General features: G+C 48.3%; 16 protein-coding genes. 12 read left to right on the top strand and 4 right to left on the bottom strand.

Annotated elements, in window-relative coordinates; translation table 11 throughout:
• Positions 1-215 precede the first annotated feature (215 nt).
• Positions 216-1,058 carry an endonuclease/exonuclease/phosphatase family protein gene (locus tag M2133_RS14435; protein ID WP_277466891.1) on the bottom strand — a complete coding sequence of 281 codons (843 nt, stop codon included), beginning with the start codon at positions 1,056-1,058 and terminating at the stop codon, positions 216-218.
• 115 nt (positions 1,059-1,173) lie between these two features.
• On the opposite strand from M2133_RS14435, the gene M2133_RS14430 reads away from it, so the two are divergent.
• The 11 genes from M2133_RS14430 to M2133_RS14380 all read left to right on the top strand — a co-directional run bounded on the left by M2133_RS14430 (position 1,174) and on the right by M2133_RS14380 (position 15,963).
• Positions 1,174-2,541, top strand: coding sequence for an MFS transporter (locus tag M2133_RS14430; RefSeq protein ID WP_277466890.1), 1,368 nt, complete (start codon positions 1,174-1,176; stop codon positions 2,539-2,541).
• A 19-nt stretch (positions 2,542-2,560) separates the two neighbouring features.
• Complete coding sequence (locus M2133_RS14425; RefSeq protein ID WP_277466889.1) at positions 2,561-2,947, top strand: HEPN domain-containing protein; 387 nt, start codon at positions 2,561-2,563, stop codon at positions 2,945-2,947.
• A complete protein-coding gene (locus M2133_RS14420; protein WP_277466888.1) occupies positions 2,926-3,228 on the top strand; it encodes a nucleotidyltransferase domain-containing protein in 303 nt (100 codons plus the stop codon). The genes M2133_RS14425 and M2133_RS14420 overlap by 22 nt, the downstream gene beginning before the upstream one ends.
• 5 nt (positions 3,229-3,233) lie before the next feature.
• On the top strand, positions 3,234-4,310 hold the full coding sequence (gene dinB / locus M2133_RS14415) for a DNA polymerase IV (RefSeq protein WP_277466887.1): 1,077 nt from the start codon (positions 3,234-3,236) through the stop codon (positions 4,308-4,310).
• Between the two features lie 124 nt (positions 4,311-4,434).
• The gene (locus M2133_RS14410) at positions 4,435-7,140 is read left to right on the top strand and encodes a TonB-dependent receptor (RefSeq protein ID WP_277466886.1); all 2,706 of its coding nucleotides are present in this window, start codon (positions 4,435-4,437) and stop codon (positions 7,138-7,140) included.
• Positions 7,141-7,161: 21 nt separating this feature from the next.
• Positions 7,162-8,475, top strand: coding sequence for a hypothetical protein (locus tag M2133_RS14405; RefSeq protein WP_277466885.1), 1,314 nt, complete (start codon positions 7,162-7,164; stop codon positions 8,473-8,475).
• A 112-nt stretch (positions 8,476-8,587) separates the two neighbouring features.
• Positions 8,588-9,184, top strand: coding sequence for an RNA polymerase sigma-70 factor (locus tag M2133_RS14400; protein WP_277466884.1), 597 nt, complete (start codon positions 8,588-8,590; stop codon positions 9,182-9,184).
• Between the two features lie 225 nt (positions 9,185-9,409).
• Positions 9,410-10,450, top strand: a complete 1,041-nt coding sequence (locus M2133_RS14395) for a FecR domain-containing protein (protein WP_277466883.1) — start codon at positions 9,410-9,412, stop codon at positions 10,448-10,450.
• Positions 10,451-10,588: 138 nt separating this feature from the next.
• A complete protein-coding gene (locus M2133_RS14390; protein WP_277466882.1) occupies positions 10,589-13,849 on the top strand; it encodes a TonB-dependent receptor in 3,261 nt (1,086 codons plus the stop codon).
• 14 nt (positions 13,850-13,863) lie between these two features.
• Positions 13,864-15,582, top strand: a complete 1,719-nt coding sequence (locus M2133_RS14385; RefSeq protein ID WP_277466881.1) for a RagB/SusD family nutrient uptake outer membrane protein — start codon at positions 13,864-13,866, stop codon at positions 15,580-15,582.
• A gap of 177 nt (positions 15,583-15,759) precedes the next feature.
• Positions 15,760-15,963 (top strand): hypothetical protein, encoded by a 204-nt coding sequence (locus tag M2133_RS14380; protein WP_277466880.1) that lies wholly within the window; start codon positions 15,760-15,762, stop codon positions 15,961-15,963.
• Here the strand turns inward: M2133_RS14380 and M2133_RS14375 are convergent.
• Entirely contained in the window at positions 15,958-16,425 is a 468-nt protein-coding gene (locus M2133_RS14375; protein WP_277466879.1) for a GAF domain-containing protein, read from the bottom strand. The two genes, M2133_RS14380 and M2133_RS14375, sit on opposite strands and share 6 nt — an antisense overlap.
• Positions 16,426-16,793: 368 nt before the next feature.
• Here M2133_RS14375 and M2133_RS14370 point away from each other — a divergent pair, with 368 nt between their 5' ends.
• The gene (locus tag M2133_RS14370) at positions 16,794-18,152 is read left to right on the top strand and encodes an MATE family efflux transporter (RefSeq protein WP_277466878.1); all 1,359 of its coding nucleotides are present in this window, start codon (positions 16,794-16,796) and stop codon (positions 18,150-18,152) included.
• A 7-nt stretch (positions 18,153-18,159) separates the two neighbouring features.
• Here the strand turns inward: M2133_RS14370 and M2133_RS14365 are convergent, their stop codons facing one another.
• The gene (locus M2133_RS14365; RefSeq protein ID WP_277466877.1) at positions 18,160-18,582 is read right to left on the bottom strand and encodes a DUF5053 domain-containing protein; all 423 of its coding nucleotides are present in this window, start codon (positions 18,580-18,582) and stop codon (positions 18,160-18,162) included.
• 11 nt (positions 18,583-18,593) lie between these two features.
• Positions 18,594-18,782 (bottom strand): hypothetical protein, encoded by a 189-nt coding sequence (locus tag M2133_RS14360; RefSeq protein WP_277466876.1) that lies wholly within the window; start codon positions 18,780-18,782, stop codon positions 18,594-18,596.
• Positions 18,783-18,913: the final 131 nt, after the last annotated feature.

The following is an 18,913-nucleotide window of genomic DNA, read 5'->3' as shown; positions in this document are numbered from 1 at the left end:
TCGATGATTTGTAAGCGAAGAGAGTCATCCATTCCTTTTACTGTTCGCATCTTTTTTAAGTTTTGCAAACTGTAAACTTTTTTCAGTAGAAGACACTTTTGGCAAACTCCGGCGGCCTTTTCAGTGAAGGAGCCAGCTCTTCGCCTATCCTTCACCCGAAACGCCGATCAATACAGGGCTCTTTTCCCGGAACAGCCGGAAGCCCTTGCTACCCCTTACGGCAACGTGATCTGCGTCATGATCGGGGCGTGGTCGGAGATATGGATGCCGTCGAGTTTGTCGGGGATGGCTTCGTAGGTGCGCACTTCGATCGGCGCGGTAGTGAAGATATAATCGATGCGGTTGCGGCGTTCGACCGGGATGCGTCCGAAGCCGTGGAACGTACCTTCGTTGCCTTTCTTCTCGGGTGCCAATACAAAGCTGTCGCGGAAGTCACCGCTCTCCAACACATGGGCGATCACGGTCGATTCGGGGTTGGCATTGAAGTCGCCGGTGATGATAATCGGCATTCCCGCCCCGTATTCTTTGGCTCTCTCCATCAATAAGGTGACGCCTTGCTGGCGGGCTACCTTGCCGACATGGTCGAGGTGGGTATTGATGAAGAAGAGTTGTTTGCCTGACGCTTTCTCTTTCAAGACCGCCCAGGTGGCTACCCGTTCGCAGGCGCCGTCCCACCCTTTGGATCCGGCCACTTCGGGTGTCTCGCTCAACCAGAACGTACCCGAACGTAACGCGTCGAAACGATCCGCCTTATAGAAGATCGCACTGTACTCGCCCGCTTCTTTGCCGTCGGCCCGTCCCACACCCAGGGCGACATATCCGGGCAAGCGGTCTTTCATATCTTTCAATTGATGGGATAATACTTCCTGCGTCCCGAATAGATCGATATCTTTCTGCAGGATGATTTGTGCCGCCACGTCCTTACGATACGGCCAACTGTCGAGACTATCTCCCGGATTATCCATCCGGATATTGAAACTCATCACATTCAATTCGACCGGCCCACTCTGGCAAGCCACGAACAAGGGCAATAAAAAGAGATAAAATAGTTTTTGCATGATAGATTATTATTTTACTGAAACGTTTGCATGAGAAAGATGTAGAATCTTCCCGTATAGGCAGGCAAATGTAGAAATAATATGTAAATTTGTTTTCCTTAAAGTAAAGAATATCATGAAAACTAAGCCTTTTTTGAGTTTCTGGCAGATCCTGAATATGACCTTCGGGTTCCTGGGGATCCAGTTTGGGTTCGCCCTGCAGAATGCCAATTCGAGCCGTATCCTGCAGATCTACGGGGCGGATGTGGAACATCTGTCGTTGTTCTGGTTGGCGGCTCCGCTGACGGGCATGATCATTCAGCCGATCGTCGGCCATTATTCGGACCGGACGTGGGGACGGCTGGGACGTCGGCGCCCTTTCTTCCTGGTCGGCGCCATCCTGACGGCCATAGCCCTGATCCTGATGCCCAATGCCGGGCTTTTCATCTCGCCCGAGACGGCGCATGCGATTCTTTCCCCGGTACTGATCGGCGCCGGTATGCTGATGATCATGGATGCTTCGATCAATATCACGATGGAACCGTTCCGCGCGCTGGTGGGCGATATGCTGCCGGCCGAACAACATACGGTGGGCTTTTCGGTGCAGACCTTCCTGATCGGGATCGGTGCGGTGGTCGGCTCATTGATGCCTTCGATCATGCACAATGCCTTTGGCTTCTCGAATATGGCGGGCATGGGCGAGGTGGCCGATAATGTGAAGTATGCCTTTTATGTGGGTGCCGGCGTCTTGTTTTTCTGTGTGATGTGGACGATTGTAACCACAAAGGAATACTCTCCCCGTCAACTGGCGGAGTTTAGCGGCAACCCACCGCAGGCACCGGAGAAGAAACGCAACGGTTTGATGGAGATCCTACACGATATCGCGCACATGCCTCGGGTGATGTGGCAGTTGGGGATCTGCCAGTTCTTTGCCTGGTTTGCCTTGTATTCCATGTGGGTATATACCACACCGGCCTTGGCCGAGCATGTGTACGCTTCGCCCGATCCCCATTCGGCAGGTTATGCCGCGGCGGGCGATAAGGTAGGGGAGTTGTTCAGTGTCTACAATTTCGTGGCGATGGTCTTTGCCCTTTTATTGATCCCGATCGCCAAGCGCATCGGACGCAAAGCCACCCATTCGGTCTGCCTCACCTTGGGCGGATTGGGACTGATGTCGCTTTATTTCCTGACCGATGCCAACTGGATGATCCTCTCGATGATCGGGGTGGGCATTGCCTGGGCGAGTATCCTGGCGATGCCTTACGCGATCTTGTCCGACAGTCTGCCGGCTGCCAAGATGGGTACGTATATGGGCATCTTCAATTTCTTTATCACCCTTCCGCAGATCACCAACGGCATCGTGCACGGCTGGATCGTACGCCATATCTACAACGGCCATCCGATGTACGCCCTCTTGACCGGCGGCGTTTTCCTGCTGCTGGCGGCAGTGGCGGTGACGTTAGTGAAGACTGCGAAGCAGAAGAAGTTGCAAATGACGAATTAAAGACTATCTTTGTTGTCGTATGGAAAAGAAGATCAATTACTGGAAAGACTTGTCTGATTATGACATGGAGACAGCCGAGGTGATGCTTCAAAATAAGCGTTACCTCTATGTCGGCTTTATGTGCCATCAGGTGATTGAGAAAATATTTAAGGCTTACTATAGTAAATTGTGTCAACAGACAGCTCCTTATACACATAACCTGTCGCATCTGGCACGTCAGGGCGGCTTCTTTGATCACTTCTCAGAAGAACAGAAACGACTTATTTTTACTTTGGAACCGCTCAATATAGAAGCTCGTTATCCTTCTTATAAGGAACAATTGCTAAAAAGCCTTTCAGATGAGAAATGCCGAATCATTTTGAAGGAAACCAAACAACTGAAACAATGGATCGAAGAGAAGCTTTAGAAAAAGTAAGTGCTTATGCCCGTTTGGTGAAAAAGTATTTCCCTGACGGAAGTATTTATCTTTTCGGTTCTTATGCCAAAGGAATCGGACGGGAAAATAGTGATATCGATGTAGCTGTTGTTGTTAAAGAAATTACGGGCGATTTTTTTGCTACTCGCCCTTTGTTGTGGCGGTTACGAACAGAAATCGATGACCGTATAGAACCGGTGCTCCTGGAAGACGATGAAGATGTCTCCGGATTTCTTGCTGAGATAAAGCAATCGGGCATACGGGTGGCTTGAGTTGGGTGAACCGGAAGATTATTCATATTGATATGGATGCTTTTTATGCTTCGATTGAGCAGCGGGATTTCCCGGCGTATCGGGGCAAACCGCTGGCGGTGGGCTCGCCTGAAGCGCGTGGGGTGGTGGCGGCTGCCAGTTATGAGGCGCGCAGGTATGGCGTGCGTTCGGCGATGGCGTCGGTGACGGCGTTGCGTAAGTGTCCGCAGCTGATCTTTGTCCGCCCTCGCTTTGAGGTCTACGAAGCAGTTTCCCATCAGATTCATGAGATCTTTCAGGACTATACGGATTTGGTCGAACCCTTGTCGCTCGATGAGGCGTTTCTGGATGTGACCGTCAACCATAAAAATATGCCTTCGGCTACGCTGATCGCCCGGGAGATCAAAAAACGGATCCGGGAAGTCACCGGCCTGACTGCTTCCGCCGGGGTATCCTATAATAAGTTTCTGGCTAAGATCGCTTCCGATTATGACAAACCCGACGGGCTCTTTGTGATCCCACCGGAACAGGCGGAGGCGTTTGTGGAGAAACTCGAAGTCGAGCGCTTTTTCGGTGTCGGCAAGGTGACGGCCGAGAAGATGCATAGTGTGGGGATCTTTACCGGATCGGATCTGAAGCGCCGGTCGGAAGCGGAACTGACCCGTCTTTTCGGCAAGGCGGGAAGCTTTTTCTACCAGAACGCCCGCGCGATCGATCACCGTCCGGTGGAGGCGGAGAGGATACGCAAATCCATCGGGGCGGAGAATACGTTCGATGAAGACCTGGGCACTTCCATGCGGCTGACGATCGAACTCTACCATATCGCCCGCCGCGTATGGGAACGGATCGAAGAAAAAGGCCTTTACGGACGGACTGTCACCCTGAAGGTGAAATACGTCGATTTCGAGATAATCACCCGTAGCCGAACCCTGCCGGGAAAGATCGATAAATTTCATTATTTCCTTACGCTCTCGAAAGAAATGCTCAGTCAGGTAGATACTTCGCAGAAGAAAATCCGCCTCTTAGGCCTGTCGGTAAGCAACATGTACGACGGAGGCCAATGGGGTGGCCCCATACAGTTGGAATTGAAGTTTGAGGATTAAATATTTACAAATTAACACCAACCCTTATGTGTGAATTAAAATAGAGTATTATCTTTGTCATTTGTTAAACAAAAATAAAACATAGGGAATTTCGTAAATATTAACAAGATAAGTACACACAGTTATGAAGGAACATGTAATCCATTTCTTTTTAGTGGTTTTTATGACAATCTGTTGTGCAGGCACCCTCAGTGCGCAAACAACTGTGAAAGGAAAGGTGGTTGATGCTGAAAACGATGAGCCGTTGATTGGAGCAGCGGTCATGCAGCGTGGGACAACACAAGGTGTTGTGACCGATATCGACGGAAACTTTGAAATCAAGGTATCTCCGGGTTCGACATTGGTTTTTCGCTCTTTGGGATACAAAGAAGCAACCCGTGCGGTTTCGGGATCGGCCCAAGTCGATTTAGGCACTATTGGCTTGGCGATCGATGCGATCGGGTTGGCCGACGTGACGATCACCTCGTCTATTGCGATCGACCGGAAGACACCGGTAGCATTGGCTACGGTAAGTCCGGAAATTATTGATGCCCGTCTGGGTGTGAAGGAGTTCCCCGAGATATTGAAAGTCACTCCCGGGGTGCACGTCATCCGTCAAGGGGGAGGTTTTGGCGACTCGAACCTGAATCTGCGCGGATTTAAGTCGGAGAACGTGGCCGTTATGGTCAACGGGGTACCGATGAACGATATGGAATGGGGTGGTCTTTACTGGAGTAACTGGGCCGGGCTGTCGGATGTGACCCGCTCGATGCAGGTACAACGCGGTTTGGGTGCTTCTAAGGTCTCTTCGCCTTCGGTCGGGGGATCTATTAATATTGTAACCAATACGATCGACGTGAAGAAAGGTGGTTTTGCCAGTTACCTGATCGGTAGCAACGGGCGTAATAAGCTGCTTTTCAAAGTATCTACCGGTCTTAGCCCGACAGGTTGGGCTTTCACCCTTATGGGAGGTAAAGACTGGGGTAACGGATATGTTCAGGGAACAGAGTTCGAAGCCTACAATTACTTCCTGAATATCTCTAAACGCTTCAACGATAAGCATCACCTTTCGTTGACCGCTTTCGGAGCACCTCAGGTGCACAACCAACGCGGTAGCTACGACGGTTTGACTATCGAAGGCTGGCAGGATGTGAAAAAGTACATGGAGCCGGGTGACGAATACAAATACAACGCTACGTACGGCTTCGGCAAGAACGGCGAACGCAAGACTTCAGCGAAGAACAAATACCACAAACCGCAGATCTCGTTGAACCATATGTGGCAGATCGACGATATCTCCTCTTTAAGTACGGCTGCCTATGTGTCGATCGGCGACGGTTGGGGTTATAGCGGCCAGGGTACCTCTGCCTATTCCAGCAAATGGTATGGCTCGACCAATGGTGTGTTGAATATGGACTTCCGTAACCCGGACGGTACGTTTGCTTACGACCAGATCCAGGACCTGAACGAAAACAGCAAGAACGGATCACAGATGGTGATGTCGGTTTCTAAAAACCAGCACATGTGGTACGGTTTGCTTTCAACCTATACCCGTAAATTGACCGAGAATATCGATATCACCGGCGGTTTCGACGGACGTTACTACATCGGTACGCATACAAACGAGATCATCGACCTGTATAACGGGGAATATTATATCGACCGTAACCGGGCCAACGTGAAATCGGCAAACTATTCCGGCGCGGGCACCGATGCTTTCAAGAACAAGAAACTTTCTGTGGGTGATGTGGTGTATCGCGACTACGACGGCCACGTCCTCGAAGGTGGTCTTTTCGGACAGGCGGAATACAGCACGGAACAGTTGACCGCGTTTGTTTCGGCCACCGGTAACTATACCAGCCAATGGCGTTACGACCGTTTCTACTATAGCGGTGACAACCGTAAATCGGATGCTGTGAATAAGTTTGGTTTCTCAGTCAAGGGTGGTGCCAACTACAACTTGAACGACTACCATAATGTATTTGCTAATGTTGGTTATATCAGCCGTCGTCCGCACTTCTCGGGAGGCGCTTTCCTGCAATCGACTACCAGTCATGAAAAGAATAGTGACGCGGTGAACGAAAAGATCCTCAGCTTTGAGTTGGGTTATGGCTTCCGTTCTTCTTTCCTTTCGGCCAACCTGAATGTGTACCGTACGCATTGGAACGATAAGACGATGGCGCGTTCGGGCGACTACACGTTGGATGGCGTGACCGACCGTTATTCCGTAAATATGACCGGTGTGAACGCTGTTCACCAGGGGATCGAGCTCGATGTAACGGCTCATCCGTTCCATTGGTTGGATATGCAGGCAGCCTTGACCATTGGTGATTACCAATGGGCGAACGACCCGACGGGTTATTTCTATAACTCAAGCGGTCAGCCGTTGACTGAGAGCTGGGGTGTGGCTTCCGGCGTAGGCGCTTCGGATCATGCGAAGACAGACTTCAAACTCGACGGTATCAAAGTAGGGGGATCGGCTCAGACGACGCTGAATATCTCGGCCACCTTCAAACCGACGAAAGACCTGCGCTTCGGTATGGATTGGAATATGTCTGCCCGCAACTACGCGGACTGGACCTTTAGTACGAACGACCTCTCGCCCGGTGGCGTGAAAGAATTTGCTTCGCCCTGGCGTATCCCGAAAGGAAACAGCTTTGACGCTTTCGCCAGCTATTCCTTCAAGATCGGCACACTGCCTTCTACGTTCTATCTCAATATGAGCAATGTATTCAATCAAACCTACATTGAGAGTGCCTATAATGGGGCGGACAACGACTGGCAGACGGCTTACCGTGTGTTCTATGCTCTGGGACGTGAGATGTCTGCGCGAATTCGTATTAATTTTTAATCCCTCAAAAGACGTAACATTATGAAAAAGATAAATATATTCACGCTTCTTCTGGCGCTGTTGGTGTTTGCCGGATGTGATTATAACGAAGATAATTTCCCCGGCTACGACAGTGCTAAGATTACTGACCTCGTACAGTACGAAGGTGTTTTTGCCGGAAGCTATCCGGACGACGGTTACTTCACCGATCGGGCGGCTATGACCACGGCGATCGATAAGATGCTGAAAGATACGTTCAAGTATATCGATAAGAATTCGGAAGCGAAGATCTCCGTATTGTTCGGTGATATCACGCCGGGATTCTCTGCCGCCGATGTGGCATATACGCTGACAACCGACGATTATGACTCCATGGGAGAAGAGAGTGGACAACCGGGTAAGTACAATAACTTCGATTCGAAGATGGATGTCGACGGTTACCTGATCGATTTCATCGGAAAGAAGTACGCTTCGCTTGCACAAGGCAAGATCGTGAGCATCTCGTATGAGTTTTATAAAGAAGGTACGAAAGTCGACAGCTATCAGTTGCAAGCGAACGGCTGGCACAAGATCGAACTGAATGCTTTCGCCGCCGATCTCACGTATGAGATGGTGACGGAAGATTACGACGCGATGGGAACCGAATCAGGTAAGCCGGGACGTTACGATAATTTCGATGCCAATATGGATATCGATCATTATATCTCAGTGATGCTCGGTCAGAAATATGTGTACGCCGCCGCGAATACAACAGCACAGGTGACTTATAAGTATTATGCGAACAGCGCGACTACCTCTCCTTCCCGTTTCTATCAATTCGACGGCATCCGTTGGAGTGCTTACGATCCGTATGCGGCAACCGTTGAGGTGACCACGAAGATCGCCGAGATGGTATTCAACGGTACGGACTGGACATTGAACCGCCTGTTGGGTGGTGCGATGAAATATACGCTGGCCGAAGCCGATTACGGCAAGTTGGTCGACTGGGTAAAGGTGAACAAACCGGCTTATATGAGCACCCAGAGCGATGTCGAGGAGTTCTACTTCGGTTCTTCCGGCAAGTATTTCAATATCAATAACGCGTACAACACCTGGAAGAACTATTATAATGTGAACGGGCAGTACGACGGTTTGTCTAACGACCAGATCCAGGAGATTATGGACGAACGTATGGCTGAAGGTATCATCAAGGTGATCTTGCCGGAGATCGTTTCTACGCCGGATCCGGGCTTGAGCTATCAGATTGTCTATTATGTGTACAACGGACGGGGCACCGGCAATTATATGCAAGCCTTTATGTACAACGAAGAGAAGAGCGCATTCGAAGTCGTAAGCTCTGTGCCGGTGAAGCAATAAACGAATTGTTTTTCAATCCAGATAGAAGGCGGGTCTGTTTCAGGCCCGCCTTTTCTCGTTTTATAAAAAAAAGTGCGTATGTTTGCAAAACGGATATACGGGTAATAGGAATATGATTATACTCAAAGAGGACATAATCAACAAAATCAACCAGGGAGACGCGAAAGCTTTCGGCGAGTTTTACTCGGCGTATTATGTCTACCTCTGTGCCATAGCGACCAAATACGTTTACCGCCCGGATGCCGCCGAAGAGATTGTCAACGATGTGTTTCTTAATATCTGGAAAAACCGGGTGGAACTAACCGCTACGGTCGGTCCTTACCTGATCCGTGCGGTGAAAAACCGGTGTATCAATCACCTCACCCGCCAGAAAACCACCGAAGTCTCGCTCACCGACGTGCAGGAGCAGCTCCTGGCCATTCGCGAAGAAGAAGTCGGGCGCGATGAACATCCGTTGGCTTATTTGGAGAATAAAGAGTTCGAAGCCTTGATCTATGAAGCCGTCAAAACCTTGCCGCCCCGCTGCCGATTGGTCTTCGAGCAGTATCTCTACCAGAATATGTCGTACGAAGAAATAGCCCGCGAAAACCAGATCGCCACCAGTACCGTGCGCGTGCAGGTCAAACTCGGCCTGGCCCGCATCAAAGAAACGATGGGCGATTACTATCCGTTATTTCTTTTGCTCTTTTTTTACGATCCGATCCATTAGCGCTGATCGATCCAAAAGGCTGCCGGCCTTTTCCAAAACCCTGCCGGCCTTTTCTAAAACCCTGCCGGCCTTTTTCAAAACCCTGCCGGCCTTTTCCAAAAGGCTGCCGGCCTTTTCGACAGTCTTCCTTGCTTTTTTTGCATAAAAAACGAAAATTAGTTTAATTCTTTATAAACACTACCGCCCCATTCGGTGTATTTATTATAAAGACGATGACATTTGTATATGGAAAAATACGATGAAAAATACATAGAAGACCTTATCCTGGGTTATTTCGCGCAGGAGCTGACGGCAAGTCAGGAAGAGGAATTGCTCCGTTGGCTTCAGGCTGATCCGGCTCACCGGGCAATCTTTTCAAGGATGTCCGACGGCTGGGCGACGGCCCATGTCCCTCTCTTTATGGCGAACAGACGAGCGGCTCTCGATGGTTTTTTTGGTCAGCAAGACCAGGTGGATCATCCGGGAAGTAAATCACGGATGTTCAACTTTACGTTCTTTCGCAACGTGGCGGCGGTGTTCGTAGCGCTGGTGATGGTAGGCGCATTCGCCTATGCCTTGGGCAAAGGCGAGAGCCGGGGAGAACTCACGGCGTTTATGGCTGCGCAGCAGGTCTGTTCGGAAGTGGCTACGCCCCTGGGAGCAACCTCCAAAGTGCAGTTGCCCGACGGCTCGCGTGCCTGGCTGAATGCCGGATCCTGCCTGACCTATACCTACAACTATGCCCGCGGCATACGCGAAGTACAGCTCGAAGGCGAAGCCTATTTCGATGTGGCACCGGATAAGGAACACCCTTTTGTGGTCAAGTCGAACAACCTGGATATTAAAGTATTGGGTACCCGCTTCAATGTGAAATCTTATGCCAACGACGAACAGGTGAAAATCGCCCTGGTCTCCGGATCGGTCAATGTGAAGGTGAATCAGCAGGAAAAAGAAGCGATGGACTTTATGCTGACGCCCGACCGGATGCTTACGTTCGATAAAGAGTCGAACAGTGTCGAGATCGGTGCTTTTCGCAAGCGCGATGTGGTGGCCTGGACCATCGGAGAGCTGACATTCGACAATCAGCCGTTTACCCAAATCGCCAAAGACCTGGAACGGAAGTTCAACGTGCAGATCCGTATCGAAAGCGAGCGTTTACGGGATGATATTTTCTCGGGGAGTTTCTCCTCCAACTATTCTCTGGATCAGATCCTGCGCGAAGTCGATGTGGAACGACGCTACACCTGGACCACGCGCAAAGATGAAGTGATTATTCGGGACAAATAAAACAGTAACATTTAAATACTAATTAAAAGAGTGACACTATGACGAAAAACTAAACAAATGCCAAACGTCCCCGACCGGGGATAAACATTATTTAAACAGTTATCAAATTATTATTCGTTAAATCTAAAATTCAAAGAAATGAACTACCTAAAGAAGGCCGGCAAATGGATTGTTGCCGCATGTCTGTTTGGCGGTATGCTGATGACTACAGCGAAAGTCTCGGCATCTGAACTACAGACACACATTATGACTGTGCAAAATGAAAGCACAACGCTCAAGGAACTCTTTGATCTGATTGAAGAAAAGTTCGACTACACCTTCCTTATCCGGAACAACGACATCGATCTGAACGAACGTATCTCGATAGATATGAGCGATCGCTCGGTGGAAGAAATTCTGAATTACGCCTTAAAAAATCAACAAGCAACATTCACCGTAAGCGACGGCCGTATTGTGGTTTACAAGAGCAATAGCCCGCGTCAGGCAGCTACCGCTCCGGTCGCTCAGCAGACACAGCGCATCACGGGTGTGGTGGTCGACCAGACCACCGGTGAAGCGGTTATCGGTGCCAACGTAATGGTGAAAGGCACCACTACCGGTACGAGCACCGATTACGACGGAAACTTCTCGCTCGAAGTGCCGGCAGGCGCCACTTTGGTGGTCTCTTATATCGGTTATGTCAACCTCGAAGTCGTGGCTACGGCCAACATGACCATCCGCCTGCGCGAAGATACGCAAGCGCTGGAAGAGGTAGTGGTGGTAGGGTATAGCACGCAACGCCGGGAAAGTTTAACGGGATCATTGAATACACTGAAGAATGAGAAGCTGTTGACCCAGACCTCTGCCAACGTGGAAGGACTGTTGTCGGGTAAGGCTCCGGGTGTATTCGTTGCACCGGGTGATGGCCGTCCGGGATCCAAAGGAAATATCCTGATCCGTGGTAAAGCGTCTATCAACGGGAATACTGACCCGCTTTGGGTAGTCGATGGTGTGATTGTCGGTAACAACTCCGGTTACGCGGTGAACCCGACGGATATCGAAACGATGACCATCCTTAAAGACGCGGCTTCAACAGCGATCTATGGTTCGCAAGGAGCGAATGGCGTAGTGGTCATTACGACCAAAAGAGCTACAGATAAAGTAGCGGTAAACTTTAGTGCAAAGGTAGGGGTGAACGACGCCTATAACGGTAACCTGGAAATGATGAACGGTGCGGAATTGTACGACTATTTCAAATCATTCAATAACCAGGAATCGATCACTTTCCCGCGTTGGAACGAAAACCTGCGTAATTCAAACTTCGACTGGTGGGATTTTGCTACCCGCAGTGGTTTTGTGCAAGATTATAACGTTTCTATTTCAGGCGGTAGCGATAAGGTGAAATCTTATTTCTCTGTGGGTTACCTGGATGAGCAGGGAACAGTGAAAGGATTGGACTTTGATCAGTTCAGTGCCCGTTTCCGTGCGGAATACAAACCCTTGGAATGGTTGACCATTAAGCCGACTATCTCCGGAACGAAACGCCATCAGGTAAGTAAAGAATATTCGACTACTGCGATGTACGTGAACCTGCCTTGGGATAACCCCTATAATGAAGACGGTACCATTGCTTCGCATTATAATCCGAACTGGGTAAACAGTAACTCAACGAACTTCCTGTACGACCTGCAATGGAATGGTGGTGAATACGACCGCTATACCTTCTTTGGAAACCTGGACTTTGATGTTCGCATTACCGATTGGTTGACTTTCTCTTCTGTCAACAACTTCAACTGGAGCAACTATGCTTACCAATACCTGACCGACCCGCGTTCCAATGTGGGTAGTGGGGTGAACGGACGTTTGGAAGAAGTTTCTGAATGGACTACTCGTCGGTACACCAACCAGTTATTGCGCTTCAATAAATCTTTTGGTAAGCATAACGTGAACGGTATTCTGGCTTATGAGTTTACGGATTATAAATTCAAAAAAGTGCAGACAATCGGTACTGGTTTTGTTCCCGGTTTCTCCGTATTGGATGTCACTTCTGTACCGGAAAAGACAGCCGGTTATATCAACGAATATGCAACACAGTCTTACTTCCTGAATGCGAACTACGTGTATGATAATAAATATATGGCTCAATTCTCTATTCGTCGCGACGGAGCGTCTAACTTCGGAGACAATGCCAAGTATGGTAATTTCTTCTCTGTCAGTGCCGGTTGGAATATCCATCGGGAAGAGTTCTTGCAGAACGCTACCTGGATCGATCAGTTGAAACTGCGTGTCAATTATGGTACGACCGGTAACCGCCCGAGCTCTTTGTATCCGCAATACGACCTCTACTCGGTAAGTGCCAGCTACAAAGAAAACGCAGGTACGCTGATCTCACAGATTGGTAATAAAGACCTGACGTGGGAAGAAACAGCCACCTTTGGTGTGGGGGTAGACTTCAGCTTTATGGAACGCTTCCGCGTAACAGCCGACTATTACAATAAGTTTACCGACAATGTATTGTTCAACGTGCCTATCTCCGGTTTGACGGGGGTAACTTCTATCTGGCAGAATATCGGTGAGATTGAAAACCGTGGTTTTGAATTGACCTTAGGAGCGGATATCGTTCAAACGAAAGACTGGTTCTGGTCGATTGACGTGAACCTGGGTAAGAACACCAATGAGGTGAAGAAACTTTATGAAGGCGTTGACGAGATTGTTAATCAGAACTTCGGTGGTCCTGCCGGCTCGATCAGCCGTCTGTTGAAACCGGGTTATAGCAGTGATACATACTACTCTCGCGAATGGGCAGGGGTAAATCCGGAAAACGGCGCACCGCAATGGTATAAGACCGATGAGAACGGAAACCGTGTCCTGACTGAAAAGTATTCGGAAGCCGACGAAGTAATCTGTGGTGAATATACGCCTGATTTCTATGGTGGTTTCTCAACCAACCTGCAATGGAAGCAATTCGATTTGAATGCTGTCTTCGGTTTCTCTGTAGGCGGTAAGATCTACAACTATTCTCGTACGGAATATGATTCGGATGGTACCTATACCGACCGTAACCAAATGAAACTGTTGGATAGCTGGAGCCGCTGGCAGAAACCCGGTGATAACGCAACGCACCCGGTAGCTGTTTATGAAAATAAATCGCAAGCCAATAACGTTTCTTCCCGTTTCCTGGAAGATGGCGACTACCTGAAACTGCGTAGTTTGTCTATCGGTTATAACCTGCAATTGCCGCAGTTCAAGATCCCGACTCTGCGCTTGTCATTCACCGCTGAAAACCTGTTCACCTTGACAGGCTATTCCGGTACGGATCCTGAAATCCCTGTTAACGAAGGAAAAGTAACCGGTGTAACCGGAGCATCAAACTATCCGATCGTTCGTAAGTTTATGTTTGGTATTAATTTCACATTATAAGAAAGAATTAGGATATGAAAAAGATATTAGCAATTGCCATTGCAACAGCCTGTACCTTTACAGCCTGTGATATAGAAAGACTACCGAATTCAAGCTTGGCCGCCGAAAGCATTGTTTCCGACCCGGATGGTTCTTTGGAAGCATTGTTGGACGGTTCGTATGCCCAAATGAAAAGCTGGTCGGATGTAATGCACCGTTGCGGTGAGTATGCCGGAGATAATATTACCATCCGTGGATCTTCTACCGATGCGTTCTATGAGTTTATCTCGTATTCCCGTACGCCCAATAACTACCGTTTGCAGGGCTTCTGGGATAATAGTTATAAAGCGATCGCGCAGACTTCGAATATCATCAAGATGATCGACGAAGGACAAAACGCGGAAGTGGATAACAAACTGGGTGAATGTTACTTTATGCGCGGTATGATGTATTTCTACCTCTGTCGTGCCTATGGACGTCCGTATTATCAGAATCCGGAAACCAATCTGGGGGTACCCATCGTAAACGGCACACCGGATGATGTCTTAAATATGGAATTGCCCGACCGCTCAACCGTAAAAGAAACGTATGAGCAGGCGATCAGCGACCTGAAGAAGGGAGCGGAGATGATGACCATCAATAATGGTTCGATCTATGCTTCAAGAGAAGCGGCTTACGCTTTGTTGTCACGCGTGTACCTGTATATGAGTGGTACTTGGGATAATCCCAATACAGAATATGCGCGCCTGTCGGTTGAGTATGCGGATAAGGTAATCAACTCCGGTAAATACAATATGCTTTCACGGGAAGACTTTATGAAGTACAATACGATGACTCCGGAGCAGAACAAAGAAACGATCTTTGCCGTGAAACGTGTGGCTTCCGAATTCTCCGGTTACGACCATTATTATACTTTCCCCGGAATGTATTCCACGATCGGTGGTATGGGTTGGGGTGAAATGTATGCCAGTGAAAAGTATATCAACCTCTTGGATGAGACCGGACGTAACGACTGGTATAAGGGTAAGATCGTTGACGCGCGTGCTGCCTTTATTGAACCGGCATTCCAAGCGGACGAGAAACCGGTATTCCGTTTCATCAAAGACGTGAAGAATGATGCCGGAGTGCAGACCGGTTATGTCTATGTACAAGCGGATACGAAACAAAATGGAAATACGGTGACTTGTACGGAAGGGGAAGATCCTACCGTTTATACGTTGACTGCAATCGATGCGGAACAAGGTATTTACTCCATCAACTATAAAGATGGTAAGACGTATACCGGTTACCTGGATCAGTATATCCGTTTGAACCGGGCAAACCCGATGTTCTATATTGTGAAATGCGCGCGTGAAGGCGAAGAGTCTCAGTTGCATTCACCGATCATCACCCGTTTGGCTGAAATGTACCTGAACAAAGCCGAAGGTGCAGCGAAAGCAGGCGATTATGGTACAGCACGCGAAGCGTTGAATATTGTTCGCGAACGTTCACTTCCGGGTGAAGGCTATGCTTCATTGGATGCTACCAACGCCGAAACACGTATAGAGAAAGAACGTACCTTGGAGTTGGCGTATCAGGCTGAACGCAGCTACGACGTATACCGTAATGGCCGTTCACTGACACGTGCTTATCCGGGTCCGCACAATGCGATGGAAGAAGTAAAACCGACCGACTATCGCGTGGTTTATTATATCCCGCAGAACGCGATCAACTCGTATGCCGGTACGTTAACCCAGAACCCGACTTCCAACTAATTCAAGATTGTTAGAAACTATAAGATAGTTAGGAATAAAAAAGATCTGAAAGATTGAAAAAAACTCCGCTTGCCGGGTAACTGCGAAGTTATCCGGCAAGTTTTTTGTTATTACTGGGTTGATGGAATCAGGAATGGTATAAATGCCTATCTTTGTCTTAACTAAAGGGAGATGGTTATGACTGCAAAAGAATTAAAATCCTATCGTTTGACAAGCTTGGAGGAGCCGACGGATGAACAACTTACTGCAATAATGCAAAAAGTGGCAAAAGTGGCGAAAGAAAAAAGCGAAGAGGCACATCATTTGTTGTTTCAGGATATTCATGATACTGTTCAACGGCAAAAGAAGGAATGGGCAGAAAAATATAATCTGGATTTATAGTTGTTTGCAAATCAACTCAAGGTAATGCCGGTCTGTTTCGTCGAAGCTGTCGAGTGTGTCGCTGTCGATATCCAATACGGCGGAGACTTCGCCGTTATGGATCAAAGGCACGACAATCTCCGAACGGGAGGCGGAGTTGCAGGCGATATGTCCGGGGAATTGTTCGACATCGGGCACGATCAGTGTGCGGGCTTCCTGCCAGACACTGCCGCAGACCCCTCTGCCTTTGCGGATCCGGGTACAGGCAATCGGGCCCTGGAAAGGGGCTAAGACCAACTCGTCGTCGATCACCCGGTAAAAGCCGACCCAGAAGAAACCGAATGTCTGCTTCAATGCCGCCGCCACATTGGCCATATTGGCGATCACATCCTTCTCGCCTCCAATCAATGCCTCGATCTGAGGCAGTAATTCCTCGTACTTCTCTTTTTTAGTACTCCCTTTGATTTGTAGTTCTTCTGCCATTTTGTTTTTATCTTTTTATTTTTCTGATTAACTTGATTAGTTTACTTGGCGACTGACGACAATCGAAAACAGCAACCAGGCTTTGGCGGTAAAATGGAGTTTCATAAGCGTGGGTGTAAGGCTCTTATCTCCTCAAGGGTATGGATTCTTCCGGATCGAATATCCTCTTCCGATTCTAATACAGCTTCACGCAAGGCCTCGGGCGAGTAATAAAAGTCCTCTTTTTCATCTTCTAACTCTATCGCAGTCATAGTCGTATTGATTATGTTTTCACAACAAAGATACCTCTTTTCCCTACAAAAACAAACATAATTCGTATCTTTGCATGCGCTTAGCCTGGACCGTTACCAGCCTGAAATGTTTTTGATATGGCACAAAAGAATTCACCGATTTTATTAGGAACTGAGAAGACAGGGAAGTTATTGACGCAATATGCTATTCCGGCGATTGTGGCGATGACGGCTGCCTCGTTGTACAACATTGCCGATAGTATTTTTATCGGTCATGGGGTAGGGGCTTTGGCTATCTCGGGCTTGGCGTTGACTTTTCCGATCATGAATATGGCGGCTGCGTTTGGTTCGCTGGTTGGAGCCGGTGCGGCAACTTTGCTGTCGCTCAAACTGGGACAAAAGGATTACGAGGGAGCGAACCGGGTATTAGGCAATGTGTTGGTGTTGAATGCGATTATAGGTATTCTCTTTACCGTGGTCTGCCTGATTGTGCTCGATCCGGTGCTCTATTTCTTTGGCGCCAGCGAGCAGACGATCGGTTATGCCCGCGAGTATATGGAGATAATCCTGATGGGGAATGTGGTGACGCATATGTATCTGGGCTTGAACGCGGTCCTGCGTTCGGCGGGCTTTCCCCGTATGTCGATGTATGCCACCCTGGCCTCGGTGATCATCAACTGCATCCTCAATCCGATCTTTATCTTTGGCTTCGAGTGGGGCATTGCCGGTTCGGCCTGGGCGACGGTCATCTCTCAGTTGATTTCTCTGGTCTATCAACTCCTGCATTTTGCCAAGAAAGATCAATTGATCCGTTTCCAGCGCGGCATTTACCGCTTGCGTTCCGAACTGGTCAAAGGCATCTTTGCCATCGGTCTTTCGCCTTTCCTGATGAATCTATGTGGTAGCCTGGTGGTGATCCTGATCAATCGGGGACTGAAGGAACATGGAGGTGACTTGGCGATTGGGGCGTATGGGATCGTGAACCGCCTGGCGTCTTTGTTTGTGATGGTGATCATGGGATTGAACCAGGGCATGCAACCCATTGCGGGCTATAACTACGGTGCGCGTTTGTATCCCCGCGTGATGGATGTGACCAAACTGACCCTGCGGATCGGCATCGCGATCTCTACCGTCGGCTTCCTCTTGGCGCAGTTCTTCCCGACCACGCTGGTGAAGATCTTTACGACCGACCCGGAATTGATTGCTATCGCGGTGAAAGGTTTGCGTGTTGTTTTTATGCTGTTCCCCGTTGTCGGGTTCCAGATGGTAGCCACCAACTTCTTCCTTTCCATCGGTATGCCCAAGAAGTCAATCTTCCTGTCGCTGACCCGTCAGTTGATCTTTCTGGTGCCTTTCCTTATCGTATTGCCGTATTTCTGGGGCACGCTGGGCGTATGGATCAGTATCCCTTTTGCCGATGTCTCCGCCTCGGTCCTCACCTGGTTTGTATTGATGCGGCAATTCAAGAGGTTTAAGCAGGTAACCACCCCTTTCTAAAGTAGAGTCAGGCTATGGAGCGAGCTGTTTTACTTAGTTGTTGACTGATATCCTCAAGTGCAAAAGATAAAATCTTGAGTTCTTCAGCTGAAAACGAAGCAGGAACACCATTGACTAAATGTCCATTCAGACGCTGAGAAAACCAGGATTTTGTCTTGTTAAAATACTTCTTTGCAATGTAAGACATGGATATGATATCGAGAATTCCAGATAGCTTTATCTTGATTTCTATATCTTGAATGACGGTATCAGCTCTTTCGCACGCTTCTTTCGCACTTTGCTCGAACGCGATGATAAACATTCCTTGTTCTGAATCTGTTTTGTTATCGAAACTCAGTTTCATCTGCTTCATGAACTCAGCCCTTTCCTGATCTGTCTCAAGTGCGACAAAGGCTTCTTTTAACTGTTCTATTTCTATTCTTGTATTCATTGTAATTCTCTTTAGTTGTTGTCTTTCAGTTTCTTTAGCATATCGCTTAATCTATCTAAATGAAAATCTATTCGTTTCTCAACTCCTGCTTTAGATAATCCCTCTGTAAGGTGATCATAAAACGAAGCATAAAACAAAAGATTTCTTTTCTCGTGCTCTATATAAGCTCTTAGTTTTTCTTTGTCCAATTCATTAATCATAGTTGTTCGATTTTGATTTGGAACAAAGATAATAAATTATTGTTTATTGTGCTATGCTTTCTGCCTTTTTCGTATTTTATCTTTATCTTTGACTTCTTCAAAGAAGACCGAAGATACAAAGATTAGATATG

The sequence above is a fragment of the Parabacteroides sp. PF5-6 genome (assembly GCF_029504695.1).
In the GTDB taxonomy this organism is placed as follows: Bacteria; Bacteroidota; Bacteroidia; order Bacteroidales; family Tannerellaceae; genus QVMG01.
Note: the sequence above shows the minus strand (reverse complement) of the source record. Positions and strands in the feature narration are given on the sequence as shown.

What these genes read in the sequence shown, in the direction of transcription:
- M2133_RS14430 (WP_277466890.1), top strand. Translation starts at nt 1,174, where the DNA reads ATGAAAACTAAGCCTTTTTTGAGTTTCTGGCAGATCCTGAATATGACC.
- M2133_RS14385 (WP_277466881.1), top strand. Translation starts at nt 13,864, where the DNA reads ATGAAAAAGATATTAGCAATTGCCATTGCAACAGCCTGTACCTTTACA.
- M2133_RS14435 (WP_277466891.1), bottom strand. Translation starts at nt 1,058, where the DNA reads ATGCAAAAACTATTTTATCTCTTTTTATTGCCCTTGTTCGTGGCTTGC.
- M2133_RS14390 (WP_277466882.1), top strand. Translation starts at nt 10,589, where the DNA reads ATGAACTACCTAAAGAAGGCCGGCAAATGGATTGTTGCCGCATGTCTG.
- M2133_RS14395 (WP_277466883.1), top strand. Translation starts at nt 9,410, where the DNA reads ATGGAAAAATACGATGAAAAATACATAGAAGACCTTATCCTGGGTTAT.
- M2133_RS14360 (WP_277466876.1), bottom strand. Translation starts at nt 18,782, where the DNA reads ATGATTAATGAATTGGACAAAGAAAAACTAAGAGCTTATATAGAGCAC.
- M2133_RS14370 (WP_277466878.1), top strand. Translation starts at nt 16,794, where the DNA reads ATGGCACAAAAGAATTCACCGATTTTATTAGGAACTGAGAAGACAGGG.
- M2133_RS14405 (WP_277466885.1), top strand. Translation starts at nt 7,162, where the DNA reads ATGAAAAAGATAAATATATTCACGCTTCTTCTGGCGCTGTTGGTGTTT.
- M2133_RS14380 (WP_277466880.1), top strand. Translation starts at nt 15,760, where the DNA reads ATGACTGCAAAAGAATTAAAATCCTATCGTTTGACAAGCTTGGAGGAG.
- M2133_RS14410 (WP_277466886.1), top strand. Translation starts at nt 4,435, where the DNA reads ATGAAGGAACATGTAATCCATTTCTTTTTAGTGGTTTTTATGACAATC.
- M2133_RS14425 (WP_277466889.1), top strand. Translation starts at nt 2,561, where the DNA reads ATGGAAAAGAAGATCAATTACTGGAAAGACTTGTCTGATTATGACATG.
- M2133_RS14420 (WP_277466888.1), top strand. Translation starts at nt 2,926, where the DNA reads ATGGATCGAAGAGAAGCTTTAGAAAAAGTAAGTGCTTATGCCCGTTTG.
- M2133_RS14400 (WP_277466884.1), top strand. Translation starts at nt 8,588, where the DNA reads ATGATTATACTCAAAGAGGACATAATCAACAAAATCAACCAGGGAGAC.
- M2133_RS14365 (WP_277466877.1), bottom strand. Translation starts at nt 18,582, where the DNA reads ATGAATACAAGAATAGAAATAGAACAGTTAAAAGAAGCCTTTGTCGCA.
- M2133_RS14375 (WP_277466879.1), bottom strand. Translation starts at nt 16,425, where the DNA reads ATGGCAGAAGAACTACAAATCAAAGGGAGTACTAAAAAAGAGAAGTAC.